Origin of the sequence: Paenibacillus sp. FSL L8-0638 (genome assembly GCF_038593075.1) — a bacterium.
Lineage (GTDB): Bacteria > Bacillota > Bacilli > Paenibacillales > Paenibacillaceae > Paenibacillus > Paenibacillus polymyxa_D.
This window is the reverse complement of record NZ_CP151960.1, coordinates 2058860-2078748: the sequence shown is the minus strand read 5'-3', so window position 1 is coordinate 2078748 and position 19889 is coordinate 2058860. Positions and strand designations below refer to the sequence as shown.

Below are 19889 nucleotides of genomic sequence, written 5' to 3'. Positions count from 1 at the left end.
CAAACGTAGCATGAAAGCCCACTTTAAACGTATCAGTTCTGTTCTTCCTCGCCTGTAGCAGTTGCTTCGACCGTCTCTTCCTGAATCAACCCCGCGAACAACGCATGAACGAATTGCTCGGAATCAAACGGTTGAAGATCATTCACTTTTTCACCTAAGCCCACCAGCTTAACAGGCAAATTCAGCTCCTGACGGATGGCCACAACAATCCCGCCCTTCGCTGTACCATCCAACTTCGTTAGTACCAGCCCGGTTACACCGCTTTTCTCACCAAACAGCTTGGCTTGGTTAAGTGCATTTTGTCCAGTCGTCGCATCAAGTACCAACAACACTTCATGAGGAGCATCTGGAATTTCGCGTTGAATCACACGGAAAATTTTGTTCAGTTCCTCCATCAGATTGCTTTTATTCTGAAGACGTCCTGCGGTATCACATAACAAAACATCCACTTGTCGCTGCTTGGCAGCCTGTACGGCATCAAACATAACTGCAGCCGGATCGGAACCGGATTGCTGCTTAATAACCTCTACACCTGCCCGCTCGCCCCATACCTCCAACTGTTCGATCGCACCCGCCCGGAACGTATCTCCGGCAGCCAATAATACTTTTTTCCCCTCTTGTTTAAAACGATGAGCTAACTTGCCAATGGTTGTCGTTTTGCCGACGCCATTGACTCCCACGAATAGAATGACTGTAATTCCGTCAGGACTCATTTTGAGCTGACTGTTGTCATTCCCCCGCAGCAACTCGGACAGCTTTTCCGACAATACAGGCTGTAATTCGGATGCATCCTCAATTTTGCGCTTTTTCACTTCTTCTCGCAGGTCTTCAATGAGGTTCATAACCGTGTTGACGCCTACGTCCGCTCCGATCAGAATTTCTTCCAGTTCCTCATAAAATTCCTCATCAATCTTTTTACGGCGAATCATCAAGTCCGTTACTTTTTCAACAAAACCTTTACGTGTTTTTTCCAATCCATCTTTGAACTGTTTTGTGACCGATTCAGTTTTGTTTGCAATGCTTTCCTTCAATTTCCTAAAGAAACTCATGGATTCCCTCCGTTGGTCTGAAAGTATGTTATTTAATGTCAGGCAATCTCAGCTTCATCGTTGTCCAGCTTGACAGATACGAGTTTGGAAACCCCGCCTTCCTCCATGGTAACCCCGTACAGCACATCAGATTCTTCCATTGTGCCCTTGCGGTGTGTGACTACAATGAACTGTGTCTGCTCCGAGAATTCTCGTAAATACTGGGCAAAACGCACCACGTTTGCTTCGTCCAATGCAGCCTCTACTTCATCGAGTACACAGAATGGAACAGGTTTAACGTGTAAAATGGCAAATAGTAACGCCATCGCTGTTAACGCACGCTCACCGCCCGACAGTAGCTGCAAATTTTGCAGTTTTTTGCCCGGTGGCTGAGCTACGATGTCAATTCCCGTCTCCAATAAGCGTTCCGGGTCAAGTAACACGAGATCAGCACGTCCGCCTCCGAACAGCTTGGAGAATACCGTTCCAAATTCGCGCCGAATAGCATCGAACGTAGTCTTAAAGCGTTTGGACATTTCTTCATCCATTTCACGAATAACCTGATAAAGTGTTGTCTTGGCCTCCACCAAATCAGACTTTTGCTCATCAAGAAACGTATAACGCTCATGCACACGCTGGTATTCATCAATGGCGCCCAGGTTCACCTCACCCAACGCGGAAATACCACGTTTGAGCCTTTCCACCTCGCTCTGCGTACCTTCAATATCTTCCGGTATAGGGTAACGCTGCTTGGCTAACTCATAGCTGAGTTCATAATCATCACTTAATTTTTTCAGAACGTTTTCCAGTTCCACATCAAGTCGATTTACTCCAATTTCCGTTTGACGAAGCAACTCCTCCACTGACTTGAGCTGAATTCGCTGTTCTTTTGTATCGTTTTCAGCCACTTCAAGCTTTTTGGACAAGCTGCTGCGTGCAGCCCGCTTGAATTCCAGTTGCTGTGCGGCTTCTTCCTTTTTCAAACGGTATTGATTGAGATTTTCAATCTGTTTCACGGTCTCCTGCTCATTGGTCAGCAAATCTGCTTCGATGGAAGCAAGCAACGTTTTGTTTTGTCTTGAATCCTTACCAAGAGTATCATAATCCCCACGCAATCTGCGCAACTGCTCTTCCAATGAAAAGCGTTCCTGGTCCAGCTTTCCTTCTCTTACTTTGAGATTCGTGAGCTCTCCCTGCAACTGCTCTTTGGCAGATTCGTTGGCTTTACGGGCAAATTCGGCAGCGTGAATAGCTTGATGCGTTTTCTTTTCTTCTTCCTCCAGCGCAGCCAACTTTACCAACGCTTCTTCACGGGAAGTTTCCAGCTCCTTGATTTCCTGATCAAAGCCCTTTTTCTCCTGACCAGACGCAGCGACCTGCTCCAGAACATGACGAAGTTCATGCTCCAGTTGCTTGAGTTCCATTGCCATCTGTTGCTCTTCACCGCGCTTCACATCGCCGCCCTGACGCAGCTCGTCCAGACGGGTCTGTGTCTCCTCCAACTGGCGTTTGGTATCTATTGCACTCTGACGCAACCTTGCAATTTGCTGCTCTGTATCTATAATGTCTTGATCCAACTGATCCAGCTGGCGTTTGCGTCCAAGCAGATTAGCATTTTTCTTGAACTGGCTTCCCCCAGTCATGGAACCCCCTGCATTGACTACATCGCCTTCCAAAGTGACAACGCGGTATCTATATTGGCAACGGGCAGCAATACGGTTTGCATCTTCCAATGTACGGGCAATGACCACATTCCCCAACAAACTGCCTACAATTCCAGCATATCGATCATCGTACTGAACAAGATCAGCACCGATCCCGACAAAGCCCTCAGCTCCTTCTGCAATTTGGCGTTCCCCTGCGCCGATTTGACGCGGGCGGATAACATCCATAGGCAAAAATGTTGCTCTGCCCAGTTGACGTTGCTTTAGAAAACTGATCGCCTGTCTGGATACGGATTCATTTTCCATCACAATATGCTGAACTGAAGCACCCAAAGCGGTTTCCATCGCCTGCTCTAAATGCTCAGGCACCCGAATCAGCTCTGCTACCGCTCCATGCACACCGTGCAAGGTTTCCTTTCGTGCAGCCTTCAATACCTCTTTAACTCCAAGCATGAAGCCGTCAAAGTCATCCTGCATTTCCTTCATTGTATCTCGCCGTGAAATTTGAGCCTCACGTTTTTGTTCCCATTTACGAACTGTACCCTGGTTTTCTTCCAAAAGTTTTTGCAGGGCCTGGTACTTTTCACTTCCCTGAATATAGCCACTACGCAAACTACTGATTTCCTGCCCCAGCTTCTGAACCGCAGCTTCCAATCCCTTTTTGCGCTGTTCAAGTTGTACTTTCTGGGCTTCCCATTTGCCGGATTCGTCACTTACGCGAGTCACACGCCGTTCCAATGCTTCCTTCTGTTGGTCTGTATAACGGATTTCGTTACGCGCCTGCGCCATCTGATTCATCAGCTCCAGCAGACCACCCTTTAGACTTTCTTCCTGCTCCTGGCTGATTCCGCCTGTAACTCCAATCAGTTTGGCCTCTTCGTCAGACAGCCGCGCACGCAACTCGTCAAGCTCTACATTCAGTGCAGACAGCTTTTCGTTCAGCTGATCCAGTTCACTCTTGCGCTCGGAATGCCGTGATTCGCTTGTACTAAGTGATAAGATCAGTTGTTCCCGATTAGCCGCCAGATTGCGTGTGCGCTCTTTGAGCAATTCGCCGTAGCCTTCACTTTTCTCCGTCGCTTCACTGTATTGCAGCAGATCCCTTTGCAACTGTTCTACTTGCTCTTCCAGCTGGCGTAATTCGTTGCGGTCGCTTTCCAGCATCGCATCATGGCGGGATACCACCGTGGACAACTGAAGTTGCTCCTGCTGCAGCAAAGCTAATTTGGAAGTCGCATCGCTCCACGAAGTATGAATTTGTTCAATTTGATGGACGTACATAGAGATTTCTTTTGATTTCAATTCACCGCGTAGCTCTTTAAAATGAATCGCCTTTTCAGACTGCTCCTTAAGCGGTCCAATCTGATCCTCCAGTTCACTAACTAAATCGTGAATACGCAGCAAATTTTGCTCCGTCTCATCCAGCTTGCGAACCGCATCTTTTTTACGGGATTTATATTTTACGATACCCGAGGCTTCCTCAAAAATACCTCGACGATCCTCAGATCGAGTACTTAGGATTTCTTCAATGCGTCCCTGCCCAATAATGGAATAAGCTTCTTTACCAATCCCTGTATCCATAAACAGCTCTGTAATATCTCGGAGTCTGCATGATTGCCGATTAATGAAATATTCACTATCCCCACTTCGATGTACACGTCGCGTTACCGTAACTTCACCAAAATCCAGAGGCAACGCCTGATCTTCATTATCCAACGTAAGCGATACTTCACCGTAATTAACAGCCTTACGAGCATCACTACCTGCAAAAATAATGTCCTCCATTTTGCCGCCACGCAGTGATTTGGCACTCTGTTCGCCCAGCACCCAACGAATCCCGTCCGAAATATTACTTTTTCCGCTTCCGTTGGGTCCGACGACTGCCGTAATGCCGCGGACAAATTCCATTTCCGTTTTATCTGCAAACGATTTGAAGCCCGCCAGCTCAATGCGCTTTAAAAACATGCTCAATCTCACCTCTAACATTTCAAATATGCTTGTACAACACCGTTTACCTGATTGATATGAATTATCCCTATTGTAGCATAAACTAGCTTGTTTAAAGCACAGTACCAACACTCACATTACACCAGCAAGCCACGAAAAAAGAGCAAAACGCAGTCCATTCGCCATTACGGGCCGGGACTCCCCGCGGACTGCCCTTTGCTCTTACTTTGTGCCCCCTGCTTGCGTAACCCGTCCGGGCTGCTCAGGTACCGATTACGATTCTGCCAGCTTCAAACGGTTTAAAGCTACTGCCGCCGCTTGCTGCTCTGCTTCTTTTTTGGAGCGCCCCGTACCTGCCCCTAGCCGTTCGCTGTCCATATATACCTCGGCTACAAACTCGCGCTCATGGGCTGGTCCGCGCTCCTCTACAATCTTGTATTCAAGCATCCCCATGTTATGATGCTGTGTCAGTTCCTGAAGCTCTGTTTTGAAATCACTCATCTGAAGTTTACCATTTAATACAATTTGAGGAAAAATATAATGTTCCAGAAACGAACGGACGGCCTCCAGACCCTGATCCAAATAAAGCGCACCTACGAACGCTTCGAATACATCAGCCAACAGAGCCGGACGAGTACGTCCACCTGTCAACTCTTCACCTTTTCCAAGCAGCACATATTGCCCGAACTCAAGCCCGACAGCAAACTTCACCAGAGAAGGCTCACAGACAATAGCTGCACGCAGCTTGGTGAGTTCGCCTTCGGGTCGGTTAGGGTACTGATTGTACAATTGCTCGGACACCGTCAATTCCAGAACAGCGTCACCTAAAAATTCAAGACGCTCATTGTCTGCATGCTGACTGAACCGATGTTCGTTTACGTAGGAAGCGTGCGTAAAGGCCTGCTTCAGAAGCTGCCGATTGTTGAATTGAATATGAAGTTTCTGCTGTAATTGCTTCAAGTCTCCACTCAACGAACTGACCCCTTATGCTTCATATTTTTTTAGAATAACCGTAGCATTGTGACCGCCAAAACCAAAGGAATTGGACATAACCACATTCAGTTCCGCTTTTCTCGGCTTATTAGGTACATAATCAAGATCGCATGCCGGGTCTTGATTATCCAAATTAATCGTTGGCGGAATCGTCTGATGCTGAAGGGCGAGACCACAGATCACGGCTTCAACGCCGCCCGCTGCACCCAATAAATGCCCTGTCATCGACTTAGTTGAGCTGATCGCTACCTTATAGGCATGATCTCCAAGCGTTTTCTTAACTGCTTCCGTTTCGGATTTATCACCGACTGGCGTAGACGTACCATGTGCATTGATATAATCAATCTCTTCAGGATTCAATCCAGCGTCACGGATAGCCATTCTAATGCAGCGTGCTGCTCCCTCTGGATCAGGCTCTGTCATGTGATGAGCATCGCCAGAAAGACCGTAGCCAATCACTTCACCGTAAATACGCGCACCACGCTTCAAAGCATGATCCAACGATTCCAGAATAAGAACACCAGAGCCTTCGCCCATAACAAACCCGTCTCTTTCGGTATCAAAAGGGCGGCTTGCCTTTTCAGGCTCGTCGTTACGCGTGGACATCGCTCGCATGGAACAAAATCCAGCCATACCAATCGGACGGATAGTCGCCTCAGCTCCTCCGCAAATCATGGCGTCTGCGTCACCGCGCTGAATCATGCGGAAGGAATCGCCAATAGCATGACTGCCCGTGGCACAAGCCGTAACTGGTGATGTATTTGGGCCTTTAGCACCGAGCGAAATCGACACTTGACCGGAACCCATATTAGCAATCATCATCGGGATGAAGAAAGGGCTTACGCGTTTAGGTCCTTTTTCAATCAGTGCGTTGTGCTGATCTTCCCAAGTTCCCAATCCGCCAATACCGGAACCGACAGATACACCAACACGCTCAGCTTCAGCATTTTCTCCGATTACAAGTCCGCTGTTCTCAAGCGCCAATTTACTAGCAGCAACCGCAAACTGCACAAAGCGGTCCATTTTACGCGCATCCTTACGTTCAATATAATCCTCTGGATTAAAATCTTTAATGGAAGCGGCTATTTTCGTAGTGTACTCACTTGTATCGAAAGCTTCGATTTCACTGACGCCGGATTTTCCGGCCATCAGATTATCCCATAGTGTGTTCAAATCCTGTCCCAGCGAAGTGATTACACCCATTCCTGTTATGACAACACGTTGTTTCAAAGATAATCACCTCTATGTCTACTGCATATTGTATTTTAAGACCGCACACTCTTGTGCGTAAAAATAATATAGAATCAACTAAAGTTAGTAATGCCGCATACTTCTCAGCCTTTGACTAAGTTAAGCTGAACCAAACTCAAAAACACGCAGCAATTCCGCCTTTAGTTCAATCTGTATAATTAGGAGAAAGTCCCGCCTGTAACAGAACGGGACTTTTGATGACATGAATTAGGTATGAGATTGTATGTACTTCACAACTTCACCTACAGTTGTAATTTTCTCTGCATCTTCATCAGAGATTTCCATATCAAACTCATCTTCCAATTCCATTACCAATTCAACTACATCGAGAGAATCAGCGCCTAAATCATCTTTAAAAGATGCTTCAAGTGTAACTTCGGCTTCGTCGGCTCCCAAACGGTCAACGACAATGCGTTTTACGCGCTCCAATACATCGGACATCCGGCTCACCTCCTCTTAGGTATTATACGAAAATTACAATTAAAATGCCATAGAAGAGAGTTTTCTTTGACAACTCTTCATCGGGGCATGCAGATTGGCAACATGCTACTACATATACATGCCGCCATCCACATGCAAAGTCTGGCCCGTCATATATGAGGAAGCATCCGAGGCCAAGAACAGCACCACGTCAGCAATTTCCTCAGGCCGTCCAAGACGGGCCAGCGGAATACCGCTAAGCATATTGTCACGCAAATCATCAGCCAGTACCTGTGTCATCTCAGTATCGATGAATCCGGGAGCTACACAGTTCACTGTAATACCTCTCGATGCAAGCTCTCGAGCAGAGGATTTGGTAAGACCAATCACCCCTGCTTTAGCAGCAACGTAGTTGGCTTGTCCTGCGTTGCCAAGGACACCAACCACGGAGGAGATATTGATAATTCGGCCAGAACGCTGTTTCATCATTGGACGTGTTGCCGCCTTAAGACAATTAAACACACCCTTCAGATTCGTTTCGATCACCTGATCGAATTCCTCTTCCTTCATGCGCATGATTAAATTATCTCTTGTTATGCCGGCATTATTCACCAGGATGTCAATCTTGCCCCAAGCGCCAATCACATCCTTGATCAACTGATCTGCTTCGTCAGCGCGACCGACATTAGCCTGAACTGTAATAGCCTCCACACCTTTGGCACGAATCTGCTCAGCTACCTCAGTCGCAGCCGCTTCACTGCCAGCATAGTTTACCGCCACATTAGCGCCTGCATCAGCCAGCGCCAGCGCGATACTACGGCCAATTCCGCGCGACGCTCCCGTAACGAGCGCCGTTTTTCCACTTAATGGCTTAGACATCATAGTCCTCCCTTGCAAGTATATAACCCGTTAAGGCAATGATTATACTTTTAACGGGCCTCCAAGGCTTCCGTTACAGAAGCAATCGACTCCAGGCTACTTATATTATACAGCTTAACCGTTTTGTCGATTTTTTTAACCAGTCCAGTCAAAACACTTCCGGGTCCAAACTCAACAAAAGTGTCAACACCTTGTTCCAGTAGCCATGCTACACTGTCTTCCCACAGTACCGGAGAATAGACCTGATCCACCAACAGTTGGCGGATTTCATTCCCCTCACGTACAGGTTTAGCTGTTACATTGGCCACCACCGGAATCTGAGCTTCAGAGAAAGTTACAGTCCCCAACTTGTCTGAGAGCTTGGTCGCTGCTTCCTTCATCAATGACGAGTGGAAAGGACCGCTAACCTCCAAAGTAATAGCACGCTTGCCGCCTGCTTCCTTCACACGTTCAGCGACAGCAGCTACGCCCTCCTTCGTACCAGATACGACAATCTGTCCGGGACAATTGATGTTGGCTAGTTCGACCAGTTGACCAGACTCCGTAATATCACGGCACAATGCTGCCAATGCTTCACGATCAGCTCCCAACACAGCAGCCATACCGCCTTGTCCATCAGGAATAGCCTGTTCCATAAACTGACCACGTGCACGAACAGTCTCAACCGCATCCGCAAATGCAAGGACACCTGAAGCAACTAGCGCGCTGTACTCTCCTAGACTGTGCCCAGCTACATAATCGGGATGAATGTCCATTTTTTCCTTGAACGCTTCATACAGTGCAATGCTCGCCGTTAACAGTGCAGGCTGCGTATTGGATGTTTGCTTCAAAGCTGTGTCTGGCCCTTCAAAAACCAGTGTGCTTAGTGCGAACCCTAACCGTTCGTCCGCTTGGCGAAATACTTCTGTTGCAGCTGGAACTGCTTCATAAGCATCTTTAGCCATACCTACAGCTTGTGAACCCTGACCGGGGAATATAAATGCCGTTTTGCCCATCGTGTATGCACCTCTCTATATCCAATGCTTGTCCTGTAAAACACTACACAAATTCAATATTATATCAAAAATTCCATCTTATTACCAGACAAGAACCGACGCTCCCCAGGTCAAGCCACCGCCAAAGCCCACCATTAATACACGGTCGCCTTCCTTCATGCGGCCTTCCTCAGCTGCTTCCACTAGGGCGAGAGGGATTGATGCTGCGGATGTATTCGCATATTTATGAACATTAACAACTACCTTTTCCTCTGGCAAATCCAGACGTTGCATCGCCGATTGGATGATGCGAACATTGGCTTGATGTGGAACGAACAGATCAATATCATCTTTGGACAGCCCTGCTTTTTCCAACACATCAACCGTTGCCGTTCCCATAACACGAACCGCGAACTTGAACACTTCGCGTCCGTTCATGTAAATATAGTGCTGTTTATTCTCCAGTGTGTCTGCACTCGCAGGCAAACGCGAGCCACCAGCTTCCAGCTTAAGCAAGGTTCCACCTGCGCCTTCAGCCCCGAGATCAAAGGATTGGAATCCTCTGCCTTCAGGCACTTCGCCAATCACTACAGCTCCTGCACCATCTCCGAATAGGACACAGGTATTGCGGTCGGTATAATCTGTAATCCGAGAAAGACAGTCTGCCCCAATGATTAACGCATTATTATAAATACCTGTCTTAATGAAGCTCGTTGCCGTAGCCAGTCCGTATACAAAACCCGAGCATGCCGCAGACAAATCGAAAGCCGCTGCGCCTTTGGCTCCCAGTTTGTCCTGAAGAATGCAGGCAGTTGACGGAAACGCCATATCCGGTGTAACCGTAGCTACAATAATTAAATCCAGATCCTGTGCCGTCATACCCGCGGACTCCAACGCCTTAATTGCTGCTTCATAAGCTAAATCAGATGTAGCCTGCTCTGGAGCTGCAATATGGCGCTCCTGAATCCCTGTACGGCTGACAATCCATTCATCACTTGTTTCTACGATTGCTTCCAAATCTTTATTGGTCAGAATTTTCTCAGGTACGTATTTCCCTGTTCCGATAACACCAACCGGCCGTAATTTATTCATATCGTCACTCACTTCCTGCTAATTTCCTTGGATATACTTTCCACCAACCGGTTTTGCAAGGCCGTACGAGCCTGCCTTACCGCATTTTTGACGGCAACGCCGTCAGACGAACCGTGACTTTTCAGAACGAGTCCACTCAAACCCAGCAAAGGAGCCCCGCCATGCTCTTTATAATCCAATTTACCTTTCAGACTGCGGAGCTCAGGCATAATCAAGGCTGCCGCAAGCTTGGTCTTCAAGGATTTGGTGAATTGCTCTTTTAAGAGAGAAAATATGGCCCCCGCTGTACCCTCTAGTGATTTTAGCATGATATTTCCAGCAAATCCATCACACACCAGTACATCGCAATTCCCAGTTAACACATCTCTCGATTCAACATTACCCACAAAATGGACAGGTAACTGCTCAATAAGTGGAAATGCCAACTTCGTCAGTTCATTGCCCTTCCCAGCTTCGGTCCCCACATTCAGCAGACCCACCCTTGGAGAAGCCACACCGTGAACTTTCTGACGATACAAGCTCCCCATCAGTGCATACTGGGCAAGATGCTCAGGCTTGGCATCCATATTGGCTCCCAAGTCAAGCGCCAGAATACCCAGATCGTCAATCGTCGGTATCATCGGCGCGAGAGCCGGACGTTCAATGCCCTCCATTCTTCCAACCACCAGCAACCCCGTGGTCATTAGCGCGCCTGTATTACCTGCAGATATCATGGCATCCGCTTCGCCTTCTCTGACCATTCGACCAGCTACGACCATTGAAGCATCCTTTTTGCGGCGCACTGCCTTTACAGGCTCGTCCTGCGCATCTATCGTTTCGGATGCATGGCGAATGCTGAGGTTCGTCGGCAACGCTCTACCGTTCAGAACCGATTGAATTCGTTCCCGGTCACCAACCAGCGTAATGTCCGTATCCTTCCATTCCGCCGCCGCAGATAGCGCGCCCTCTACTGTCGCCTCAGGAGCATTATCTCCCCCCATGGCATCAATGGCGATCCGCATGCTGACTTCCTCCTTCGCTATACTCTTCCTCCGTGGAGCGATAAATGACAAAGTTGCCTTGGAACACCATTTCTTCTCCTACGTAGGCGAAAACTTCCACTTTAGCCTTCCCTTTTTGTTCTGGATTTGAACGTACATATGCCTTGGCAATGCACTTCTCACCTAAATGAACCGGGCGGACAAAGCGTATATCCGCTGATGCAGTCAATGCTATCTCATCATTAATCACAGCAACGGCCAATGAATTGGCCTGAGCAAATACATAATGCCCCCGCGCAATGCCAGTACGCGAAAAAACATGTTCCTCTTTAATCTCAAAGATCGAAATACCGCTTCGATCCAACTGCAGATCAACGATATCCCCGATCACTTCATGCAAAGGCAAGGAACGAACCTGGTCGTAGGAGCGCTCAGCCATCAGCTTTAGCCGTTCCCGCAATTCCGGGATTCCCAGCTCCATCCGGTCCAGCCGAATAGTCTGAATACTCACCTTCAGCTGTCTTGTCAATTCCTGATCCGTTACGAATGGATTATCATCAATTAATTGAGTCAGCCGCTGCTGTCTCTGTCTCTTCGGCAAACGTTCGATGTCAGTGACGCCTCCTTTCCCTACAATAAACCATCGTTCAGACGACAGTTCGGGTTACTTTACTTCACTTTCTAACGGCGAAACTTCAAGCCGATTTGTCTTCTTGTATGTATAAAGGAACCCCTTCGGCCCTTCTTTCTTAGAACCTGGTACTAAAACAGTATATAGCATGCTGACGTAAAAAGGAAGCATGCAGACAAAAAAAGTAGCGCCTCACTGAAGTGAAGCGCTACTTTTTCTGCGAAGATTCCAAAGAATCCGCTTATCGGACATTATTGAGAGATGATCTCTCTAGCTTTGTACGTTCCGCAAACTTTGCACACATGGTGAGCAAGTTTCAATTCGCCGCATTCGGAGCATTTCACCATACCTGGTACTGCCAGTTTAAAGTGAGTACGACGTTTGTCGCGACGAGTTTTGGATGTTCTCCGTTGAGGTACTGCCATTATTCCCACCTCCTTAACCAGATCAACCCCGCATAACGGGTATGACTTCTTATCTCATTCAAGACTGAAGAAAATGCCAGAAGCAATTATCTTACAGCCGGTGAATCAAGCCTGCAACATCCACGCATCGGTTCTGTAACTCTCCGGCACAATCGGATGATGATTTTTCAGAATTGAACTCAATTCTCATTTAAAAAAATCCTTAAGCCCTGCCAGACGCGGATCAATCTTTTCCGTATCGCCATCGCTACTGTCATCGGAGCCAATACTCCAGTTTTGTCCGGTCTTTGGTGCGATTCCCTGACAATCCTCACTGCACAAAGGCGCAAACGGCACATGCAGTACAAACAGTTCTTCACAATACGGTGCAGTGTCGAAGGAGTCCTCCGTCACTGCGATAAAATCGCCATCTTCATCCTCCTCTTCAACACTCGAAGAGGTTTGCTTGAACCGTTCACGGAATTCAATTTTTAAATCCTCGTGCATCGGGCTTAAACAGCGTGAGCACAGCATGTCCAGACCTGCGGTCAACGTGCCTTCCACGCTCATCAAGCCTTGACCCAGACTAACGGCGACCAAGTCGGTCTCCAGCGGGGAAACGGCCGTAACATCAGCACGATCATCCACCAATTCACTCACATTAAGAGATTCACGGATAGGAAAAGGACCGTCACTTGTTGCTACTTTGCGAAAAAATAGTTGCATCACTATCACTCCAAACAAACAAAAATTATTATACCGACTGATCGTGTCGTTTGTCAACACCTTTCACTTTACACCACTCACAAATCCACCGGTTTTCCAATGGTTCGACAAGTTTTATGCAGAAGCAAAAATGCATTGTGCTAAACATGTACCGATGAGTATTCGTACCCCCGCCACTCTTCGTGTACAATAATGCGAGTATAAAGCTTTTTCGTCCAGGTCTCAATGGTCTTGTTCATGCCGATGCTGAAAAATCAGTATAGCTGCCCTGAAAACAATCATTCACGGGTACTTAACCATTATTGTCAAAATAGTTATCCAATAAGCTACTATAAGAAAGGAGCCGACATACGGTCTTGAAAACACTCGGTATGATTGTAGAGTACAATCCCCTGCATAACGGACATGTCCATCACTGGGAGGAATCTCTTCGCATCACTGGTGCACAGCGCACAGTGGCTGTGATGAGTGGTCCTTTCCTTCAGCGAGGTGAACCCGCGATTACAGACAAATGGTCCCGCACCGAAATGGCACTCGCCATGGGTGTGGACCTGGTATTGGAGCTGCCTGTGGCCTATGCCGTTCAGCCTGCAGAATGGTTTGCCCGCGGAGCAGTCGCCCTGCTCCATGCGACGGGCATCGTCGACGCGCTCTGCTTCGGCAGCGAGAGCGGAGACATCGCCCCGCTGCGCGCGCTGGCCCGCGTGCTGGCGGCAGAGCCGGCCGAGCTCAAGGCCGGCATCGCGCAGCGCCTGAGCAGCGGCGCAAGCTATCCCGCTGCCTACGCGGGAGCCGTAGCCGCGCTCGCGGCCGAAGGAGCGGACGGCGCTGCGCTCGCCACCCTCATGCAGCAGCCCAACAATACGTTGGGGCTGCATTACTTGATTGCGCTGGAACGGCTGGGCAGCACAATCAAGCCCTTCACGGTAGCCCGCACGGGATCGGGCTACCATGAAGCCGTGGCCCCTGCAGACGGAGTCATCGCCAGTGCCACGGCCATTCGCCGTCTGCTGCTGGACGGCGGGCCGGAGGCCGCGTCGCCATACATACCTGCGGCGACACTGGAGATTTTGCGGCGCGAGTGGCAAGCCGAACGCGCTCCGCTGCATTGGGAAGCGTTCAGCCAGCCGCTGCTGAACGCCCTGATCACACGTAGCTCGCAGCAGCTGGCGGAGCTGCACGAGGTCACCGAAGGGCTGGAGCATCGTCTGCGACAATCGCTGTACACGCTGTCCCAGCCCTCTGTGGAGGCCCTGCTCGCCGCGATCAAGACAAGGCGCTATACTCGTACGAAGCTTCAGCGGATGTGTGCACATATTTTGCTAAATCATGCCAAAGCCGATATGACTCCGGCTGAGCTGGCGAAAGGTCCGGGCTATATCCGCGTGCTTGGCTTTAACAGGGCTGGACGCGAACTGCTTGCACGTATGAAGCAGACAGCTACCCTTCCGGTATGGGTCAAGCTGTCTGCCGGATCACATCCTCATCTGGACTGGGATACCGCCGCAGCCGCCATACATGCAGCCGGGATGCCACGCCCCGCCATCCGCGACATGTATGCTGATTACTTGCGACCGCCCATTATGGTTTGATGGGCAGCTTTTCCATATAATTCAGCGCATCGCCAAGCTTGCGAACCGGAACAAGCTTCATCCGGGTTCCAATTTGCTCAGCTTTGGTCTTGGCCTCTTTATAATTATCCGCAGGGACGAAAAACAAATCCGCACCCTGACGGTCAGCAGCAACTATTTTATACTTTGCACCACCAATCGCTCCAACCTGACCGTCCTTATCAATGGTACCCGTACCGGCTACACGATATCCCTTACTCAAATCACCTGGTGTCAGTTGGTTATAGATTTCCATGGTAAACATCAAACCTGCCGAAGGACCACCAACATCCGTAGATGTAAAATGAATCGTTTTACGTCCATCCTTCGGCTCTACCTTCTGTACCGTGGCAATACTGACGCCAAATCCGGAACGTTGCTTGCCCGTCTCACTGTCCGTAATGGTCGTTAAAGGAGCTTGCACGGTCAGCAACTTTCCATCGCGCTTTAGCTTCACTTTAGCCATTATTCCCGGTTTTTCGTCCTCCAAAGCTTTCCGAATGGAACGATTATCGGTCACCCTCATGCCGTTCAGCTCCAATATTTCATCCCCGGGGTCAAACACGCTGCTCGATCCCGGGACCTTAAATACATACACGTAATCCGGCACAATGCGATAGGGGACATGGGCACGGGTGTAGGCAGCCTCCATCGCGGAAGATTGGGAATCCCCCATATACCATACCTGTTCTGCCGCATATTCGTCTTCACTTCTTCCATGCAGACGATCCTCTTTGCGCTGAATCTCCGAATTGCGGTCCAACTTGGACAGACCCAACATGATAACATTGGCATAACGCGCCGATACCGTCGTCATCATAAAGGCCCCCCGTTCGATGCTGTCACCCTCCCGGACTCTAACCATCGGTTTGATCTCATTTGCCCCACCTGGTCCGTAGATCAGATAAGGGGTTGGCATATAGACCAGCACGTAGACCATTGCAGCCAGCATTAAGACATAACCGGTTGTAAAAAAAGCTCTTTTCCGGTTTATTCGTTTCATTGCTTCTCCCCCCTTCCAGCCTAACTTCTCCCATCTTATCCAAGTGCCTCTGTGCACCTGTTCTCAAGCCTTTCAAAAAAGCATACATTGTTTACGACAACGTATACGAACAACCTATCCCAAGACAACGAACGTGAATAAACGCTGGAGATAGCATCCGACTCTCCTTAGCATATTTATGAGAGGTGAATTTTTTGATGCAAAAGGAAGCCCATTCCGCTCCTTATTGGACAACCGTACTGCTTGGCCTCGGAGCCATTTTGCTTGTACTGGCTGTTGTCGCCTCACCAGAAAAAGTATTTCAAGCCTCTACTCAAGGCCTTAAGCTATGGTGGAGTATTATTTTCCCAGCTATGCTACCTTTTTTGATGCTGTCCGAAATGCTCATCGCCTTTGGTCTAGTACATGGACTAGGTGTCCTGCTGGAGCCGTTTATGCGATTCTGGTTCCGTCTACCCGGACGAAGTGGCTGGGTGTTGGCCCTCGGCCTGACCGCGGGATTCCCGGCTGCTGCGGAAGCAGTACGCCAATGGTCACAACAGGAAGATATGACCGCGCTTCAGCTTCGACGTCTAACCGCCATCGCTCATTTCTGCAATCCGATTACCATCCTGCTCGTCATCGGGACAGGGCTACTGCACAATGCTGCCGTAGGCGTGATGTTACTTGCCGTTCACTGGATTTCCGGGCTGCTGGCAGGCTGGATCACCGCCAGACTACCTGTATCGTCCAAAGAATTGCAAAAACGGGAAACGCCAGCTGCCCTTCGGCGCACCTCAGTTTCCCGTACTTCTCCCTCCCTGATCCGATCCGCATGGGAAGCTACCCGTTCTGCCAGAGAACGGGACGGCCGCAGCTTCGGAAAACTGTTGGGCGAAACCGTATCCCATGCTGTACAGACGCTGATGGTGACAGGTGGATTCATTATTTTCTTTTCCGTACTGATTCGACTGCTGTCCATATACACAGGCCAAGGATCGCTTTCTTTCATATGGCCTGCTTGGATGGAAATCCATCTGGGTTCCTATGAAACCAGCCGTCTGCCCTACGATCTCCGTACACAAGCAGCGCTGATCAGTGCTGTGTTGGGCTGGGGCGGCCTGTGCGGCTGGCTTCAAATTACCGCCGTCACCAGACCTTCCGACAAGGGTATCACCTTCACCTTGTCACGAGTGCTCCATGGGATCATTGCTTTTGGACTTACCTTGGCGACATGGGTCCCGCTTAACCGCATCGTCAGCAATACAATTCCCGCTTACGTCAGTCGCAGTTCTGTGTCTTCTTTTGCGGAAAGCGTAAATGAATCCGCCACGCATCCTGTCATGGCCGAAGCCAGCAGCTTACTAACACAAATAGAAGGAACATCTATGTACCCCTGGCAACTAACCGTACTGTCCATTGCGCTGCTGGGTACAATTATAGTTACCCTGCTGGCCTTTTCCTTTATGACTTCATGGTGGAGCCGCCGCGATTTGCGTTGACCTTTGCACGCAGCGCGTCTTCCACCTCCGGTGCCACCAGATCTACAACCTTGCCATCAAAATGCGCAATTTCCTTCACCATACTGGAACTCAGATATGAATAAGCCGGATTGGTCATCATAAAGATCGTTTCCGCATCCGGGTTCAGCTTATGATTTGTAGAGGCTAATTGCAGCTCATATTCAAAATCAGTCACCGACCGGATTCCTCTGACAATAACTTGGGCCCCTTTTTGACGTACATAATTAGCTGTCAAATCACGGAAGCTGTCCACTTCAACGTTCGGGATATCGCGAGTTACCGTTCGCAGCAGCTCCATTCGTTCCTCAAGTGAAAACAGCGGATTTTTACTAATATTGTTAAGAACCGCGACAATCAATAGATCAAACTGTCTGGCTGCTCTTTGAATAATATCCTGGTGCCCCATTGTCACAGGATCAAAGGTTCCCGGATATACGGCAATACGTGGTTTGTGCTCAATCATGATGGTCCTCCCCGTCTGATTCGATGATGCCGAACTTGACCACTCCGGCTTCTGTATGTTCTTCGACATCCGATAAAGCATCGGCTGCAAAATGATAAATGGATAACGCCGTTTCCCCATAGACTGCTTTTCTAACCTGTTCGAACGGCCCGAAGCTTTCCGGATATTCATGTCCCGATTCATACTCCAGCACGATGATTGCATCTGAACGAAGCAAGTTCAATTCAACCATACGGCTCATCAATTCATCTCCGTGTTTGAGACGATAGGGCGGATCCAGAAAAACAGCATCAAAAAGAGCTCCACGTTTTGCCAGCGCCTTGAGCGCTCGTCCGGCATCATTGCGGAACACTTCAGCCTGTCCTTCCAATCCAGTTTTTCGCAAATTTTCTTTAATGACATCAATGCTTTTGGATTCCATATCAATAAAAACAGCCTTGTCCATCCCCCGGCTAAGCGCCTCTATACCCAGGCCACCACTGCCAGCAAACAGATCAAGTGCGACTCCCCCATCAAAATAAGGACCTATCATGCTAAATAGCGCTTCCTTGACCTTATCCGTGGTTGGCCGCGTCCCTGTGCCGGGAACTGCCTTTAACGGCCTTCCTTTGGCACTACCCGATACCACTCTCACGCTGAAACTCACCTATTTTCTATATGTGTTCATAACCATAGATTATGACGCTATCGTACCACATGCACCGCCGTTTGAAAAACTTAGGATGAGGCAGGTATAAAAAACCATTCCCTGGGCATCCTTAGGATATCGGCATTCAACCAATGTCGTAGACAACCGCGGAGAAGACTTACGTTTCCCCATAAGCTCTTCGTCCGGTTTCTCCTCTCCCATTCGGGCGCTCTTTAATGGAGCGCCTGATTTTTTTTGCATAAAAAGAAGCTGCTTAAGAGCAGCTCTATGTATCATTTTTCTATTTCGGCATTTTGTTTATTTCAGTAGTTCCTCGGGTGTATCCCCTTGATAAACATACACGTAACTCGCCACTGATACAGCAAATGTAGCAAACATAGACAACGATGTGGCTAACCCATATACCATTTTTCTCATCATTCCACTCACCTCCTTCCCCGGATCAATGTTAGGCTTTGGACCAAAAAAGCAACAGCCACTACAGAGGAACCGATTACAAAATTAGTACATACAAGCAAGGAGGATAACAGCCGCAAGAAGGGATAAAACCGTACTGGAATGCGCGACTGCTTTTCAATTCTGGACGGGGCAAAACATAAAACGAAAATGAGAGCTATTCCGGTAAACAGGTTTGTCCACCAACTATTTAAGGCAATGCAGGATATGTAAGTAAAAGCTGCTGAGGTCACCAACACACATGTCATGCCCGTTTTCAAATGAATGCCTCCTGACATTTGGCGCAGTAGGGCGAAAGCGACGAGAATCGTTACAGCCTCTACCATACGCCCCGTGAAGAATGAGGCGAATAGTGTCAACACAATGATCAGGGACGCATTCAGAATGAGAGCAAGTGCGTATTTAAGTACCGCGACAGAGGCCGGATGATCAGGCACAGTACGTTTGATCTGGTTAGCAAGTTTGAAAGCCATCGCTTCAATCATCACGGTATTCCTTTCCGATTGCATAATAGATGAAAAATCCCGAAACCAGTGCAAAAAATATCATACTTAACCATACCTCGTTATAGTAGAGCACAATAGAAGTTGAAATGAGAGACAGGATAATCAGCGTGATGACAATGCCATATTCCTCTTTGAACTTAAGCTTCTTGAAATTAGGGGAAAAGCCGATCCCTTTTCGAGACAACATCAATGAAATAAGCAGTCCTACTGCCGCGCTTACCACTTGTAGCAGATAGCCCTTCAAGGACCCATCCTGCAGCTCAGAAACCGGAAGATTGCCGAACATGACTTTTAAGAATACCGACTGAACAACGGCATATGCAAAATAACCTGTAACCGTCATAATACCGGACCACACAATCGGAATCTTCACGACCGTAGCGAGTAAAAAAATAAAAAGCAGCATATTTACGACAGGCACCAAATACGAAAGGGAAAACTCCTCTCGAAGCATATAACTTTGCATATTCATAATCAGGTTAACAAAAATGGCCTGCCATAGATAAGGGGTCATTTTAACTTTAAAAATACTCAAAATAAGCGCAAAAACAGCGACTCCCTCAAGTGTGGAGAAAAGCAAAAAGCCGATTGGCTTCAAAAGCATGCGTGCATCTCCTTTACAATTCCAACAAACCTCATCGGTGTATTCAAAAACTTGGATGTACATCGAATATAAAGGGCTGGGAGCTACTTTTCAAGAGGTCTTTTCAA

At 48.4% G+C, this 19889-nt stretch carries 21 protein-coding genes; 2 read left to right on the top strand and 19 right to left on the bottom strand.

The features are described from left to right. Positions 1-32: 32 nt before the first annotated feature. The 12 genes from ftsY to MKY35_RS09450 all read right to left on the bottom strand — a co-directional run bounded on the left by ftsY (position 33) and on the right by MKY35_RS09450 (position 12989). Positions 33-1049, bottom strand: coding sequence for a signal recognition particle-docking protein FtsY (ftsY, locus tag MKY35_RS09505; protein ID WP_025721714.1), 1017 nt, complete (start codon positions 1047-1049; stop codon positions 33-35). Between the two features lie 38 nt (positions 1050-1087). Further along, the gene (smc, locus tag MKY35_RS09500) at positions 1088-4657 is read right to left on the bottom strand and encodes a chromosome segregation protein SMC (protein ID WP_322251966.1); all 3570 of its coding nucleotides are present in this window, start codon (positions 4655-4657) and stop codon (positions 1088-1090) included. Positions 4658-4912: 255 nt separating this feature from the next. Then, positions 4913-5611, bottom strand: a complete 699-nt coding sequence (rnc, locus tag MKY35_RS09495) for a ribonuclease III (RefSeq protein WP_029515003.1) — start codon at positions 5609-5611, stop codon at positions 4913-4915. A gap of 12 nt (positions 5612-5623) precedes the next feature. Further along, entirely contained in the window at positions 5624-6862 is a 1239-nt protein-coding gene (gene fabF, locus MKY35_RS09490) for a beta-ketoacyl-ACP synthase II (RefSeq protein ID WP_342446223.1), read from the bottom strand. Between the two features lie 228 nt (positions 6863-7090). After that, positions 7091-7324, bottom strand: a complete 234-nt coding sequence (locus MKY35_RS09485; RefSeq protein WP_007429985.1) for an acyl carrier protein — start codon at positions 7322-7324, stop codon at positions 7091-7093. A 108-nt stretch (positions 7325-7432) separates the two neighbouring features. Beyond that, on the bottom strand, positions 7433-8182 hold the full coding sequence (fabG, locus tag MKY35_RS09480; RefSeq protein WP_039274753.1) for a 3-oxoacyl-[acyl-carrier-protein] reductase: 750 nt from the start codon (positions 8180-8182) through the stop codon (positions 7433-7435). A gap of 50 nt (positions 8183-8232) precedes the next feature. After that, entirely contained in the window at positions 8233-9177 is a 945-nt protein-coding gene (gene fabD / locus MKY35_RS09475; protein WP_029515007.1) for an ACP S-malonyltransferase, read from the bottom strand. A gap of 81 nt (positions 9178-9258) precedes the next feature. Then, positions 9259-10248: a beta-ketoacyl-ACP synthase III gene (locus tag MKY35_RS09470; RefSeq protein WP_029515009.1), complete on the bottom strand. Its 990-nt coding sequence runs from the start codon at positions 10246-10248 to the stop codon at positions 9259-9261. Positions 10249-10256: 8 nt separating this feature from the next. Beyond that, positions 10257-11249, bottom strand: coding sequence for a phosphate acyltransferase PlsX (gene plsX / locus MKY35_RS09465; RefSeq protein WP_342446222.1), 993 nt, complete (start codon positions 11247-11249; stop codon positions 10257-10259). Next, a complete protein-coding gene (fapR, locus tag MKY35_RS09460) occupies positions 11233-11829 on the bottom strand; it encodes a transcription factor FapR (protein WP_039274761.1) in 597 nt (198 codons plus the stop codon). Before fapR ends, plsX begins: the two co-directional genes overlap by 17 nt. 281 nt (positions 11830-12110) lie before the next feature. Next, positions 12111-12284: a 50S ribosomal protein L32 gene (gene rpmF / locus MKY35_RS09455; RefSeq protein ID WP_007429979.1), complete on the bottom strand. Its 174-nt coding sequence runs from the start codon at positions 12282-12284 to the stop codon at positions 12111-12113. Between the two features lie 186 nt (positions 12285-12470). After that, the gene (locus MKY35_RS09450) at positions 12471-12989 is read right to left on the bottom strand and encodes a DUF177 domain-containing protein (protein WP_342446221.1); all 519 of its coding nucleotides are present in this window, start codon (positions 12987-12989) and stop codon (positions 12471-12473) included. A 356-nt stretch (positions 12990-13345) separates the two neighbouring features. On the opposite strand from MKY35_RS09450, the gene MKY35_RS09445 reads away from it, so the two are divergent. Continuing rightward, a complete protein-coding gene (locus tag MKY35_RS09445; protein WP_342446220.1) occupies positions 13346-14581 on the top strand; it encodes a nucleotidyltransferase in 1236 nt (411 codons plus the stop codon). Here MKY35_RS09445 and MKY35_RS09440 read toward each other — a convergent pair. Beyond that, positions 14571-15602 (bottom strand): S16 family serine protease, encoded by a 1032-nt coding sequence (locus MKY35_RS09440; protein ID WP_342446219.1) that lies wholly within the window; start codon positions 15600-15602, stop codon positions 14571-14573. The two genes, MKY35_RS09445 and MKY35_RS09440, sit on opposite strands and share 11 nt — an antisense overlap. A 197-nt stretch (positions 15603-15799) precedes the next feature. Between MKY35_RS09440 and MKY35_RS09435 the strand changes: the two genes are divergently transcribed. Next, on the top strand, positions 15800-17083 hold the full coding sequence (locus tag MKY35_RS09435; protein WP_342446218.1) for a nucleoside recognition domain-containing protein: 1284 nt from the start codon (positions 15800-15802) through the stop codon (positions 17081-17083). Here MKY35_RS09435 and coaD read toward each other — a convergent pair. The 6 genes from coaD to MKY35_RS09405 are packed head-to-tail and all read right to left on the bottom strand — an operon-like array spanning position 17046 to position 19782. Next, the gene (gene coaD, locus MKY35_RS09430; RefSeq protein ID WP_013309846.1) at positions 17046-17567 is read right to left on the bottom strand and encodes a pantetheine-phosphate adenylyltransferase; all 522 of its coding nucleotides are present in this window, start codon (positions 17565-17567) and stop codon (positions 17046-17048) included. The genes MKY35_RS09435 and coaD overlap by 38 nt on opposite strands. Next, positions 17560-18201 (bottom strand): 16S rRNA (guanine(966)-N(2))-methyltransferase RsmD, encoded by a 642-nt coding sequence (gene rsmD, locus MKY35_RS09425; protein WP_029514740.1) that lies wholly within the window; start codon positions 18199-18201, stop codon positions 17560-17562. The genes coaD and rsmD overlap by 8 nt, the downstream gene beginning before the upstream one ends. Before the next feature lie 42 nt (positions 18202-18243). Continuing rightward, positions 18244-18456: a hypothetical protein gene (locus tag MKY35_RS09420; protein WP_134903519.1), complete on the bottom strand. Its 213-nt coding sequence runs from the start codon at positions 18454-18456 to the stop codon at positions 18244-18246. A gap of 57 nt (positions 18457-18513) precedes the next feature. Beyond that, complete coding sequence (locus MKY35_RS09415) at positions 18514-18636, bottom strand: cyclic lactone autoinducer peptide (protein WP_023988155.1); 123 nt, start codon at positions 18634-18636, stop codon at positions 18514-18516. Between the two features lie 5 nt (positions 18637-18641). Next, positions 18642-19157, bottom strand: a complete 516-nt coding sequence (locus tag MKY35_RS09410) for an accessory gene regulator B family protein (protein ID WP_342446631.1) — start codon at positions 19155-19157, stop codon at positions 18642-18644. After that, entirely contained in the window at positions 19150-19782 is a 633-nt protein-coding gene (locus MKY35_RS09405; RefSeq protein ID WP_342446217.1) for a hypothetical protein, read from the bottom strand. Before MKY35_RS09405 ends, MKY35_RS09410 begins: the two co-directional genes overlap by 8 nt. Between the last annotated feature and the right edge of the window lie 107 nt (positions 19783-19889).

Coding starts and splice junctions, on each gene's coding strand:
- ftsY (WP_025721714.1), bottom strand. CDS start 1,049: ATGAGTTTCTTTAGGAAATTGAAGGAAAGCATTGCAAACAAAACTGAA.
- MKY35_RS09410 (WP_342446631.1), bottom strand. CDS start 19,157: ATGATTGAAGCGATGGCTTTCAAACTTGCTAACCAGATCAAACGTACT.
- rpmF (WP_007429979.1), bottom strand. CDS start 12,284: ATGGCAGTACCTCAACGGAGAACATCCAAAACTCGTCGCGACAAACGT.
- MKY35_RS09435 (WP_342446218.1), top strand. CDS start 15,800: ATGCAAAAGGAAGCCCATTCCGCTCCTTATTGGACAACCGTACTGCTT.
- fabD (WP_029515007.1), bottom strand. CDS start 9,177: ATGGGCAAAACGGCATTTATATTCCCCGGTCAGGGTTCACAAGCTGTA.
- smc (WP_322251966.1), bottom strand. CDS start 4,657: ATGTTTTTAAAGCGCATTGAGCTGGCGGGCTTCAAATCGTTTGCAGAT.
- MKY35_RS09415 (WP_023988155.1), bottom strand. CDS start 18,636: ATGATGAGAAAAATGGTATATGGGTTAGCCACATCGTTGTCTATGTTT.
- plsX (WP_342446222.1), bottom strand. CDS start 11,249: ATGCGGATCGCCATTGATGCCATGGGGGGAGATAATGCTCCTGAGGCG.
- MKY35_RS09405 (WP_342446217.1), bottom strand. CDS start 19,782: ATGCTTTTGAAGCCAATCGGCTTTTTGCTTTTCTCCACACTTGAGGGA.
- MKY35_RS09485 (WP_007429985.1), bottom strand. CDS start 7,324: ATGTCCGATGTATTGGAGCGCGTAAAACGCATTGTCGTTGACCGTTTG.
- MKY35_RS09420 (WP_134903519.1), bottom strand. CDS start 18,456: ATGCAAAAAAAATCAGGCGCTCCATTAAAGAGCGCCCGAATGGGAGAG.
- fabG (WP_039274753.1), bottom strand. CDS start 8,182: ATGTCTAAGCCATTAAGTGGAAAAACGGCGCTCGTTACGGGAGCGTCG.
- coaD (WP_013309846.1), bottom strand. CDS start 17,567: ATGATTGAGCACAAACCACGTATTGCCGTATATCCGGGAACCTTTGAT.
- MKY35_RS09440 (WP_342446219.1), bottom strand. CDS start 15,602: ATGAAACGAATAAACCGGAAAAGAGCTTTTTTTACAACCGGTTATGTC.
- MKY35_RS09450 (WP_342446221.1), bottom strand. CDS start 12,989: ATGCAACTATTTTTTCGCAAAGTAGCAACAAGTGACGGTCCTTTTCCT.
- MKY35_RS09470 (WP_029515009.1), bottom strand. CDS start 10,248: ATGAATAAATTACGGCCGGTTGGTGTTATCGGAACAGGGAAATACGTA.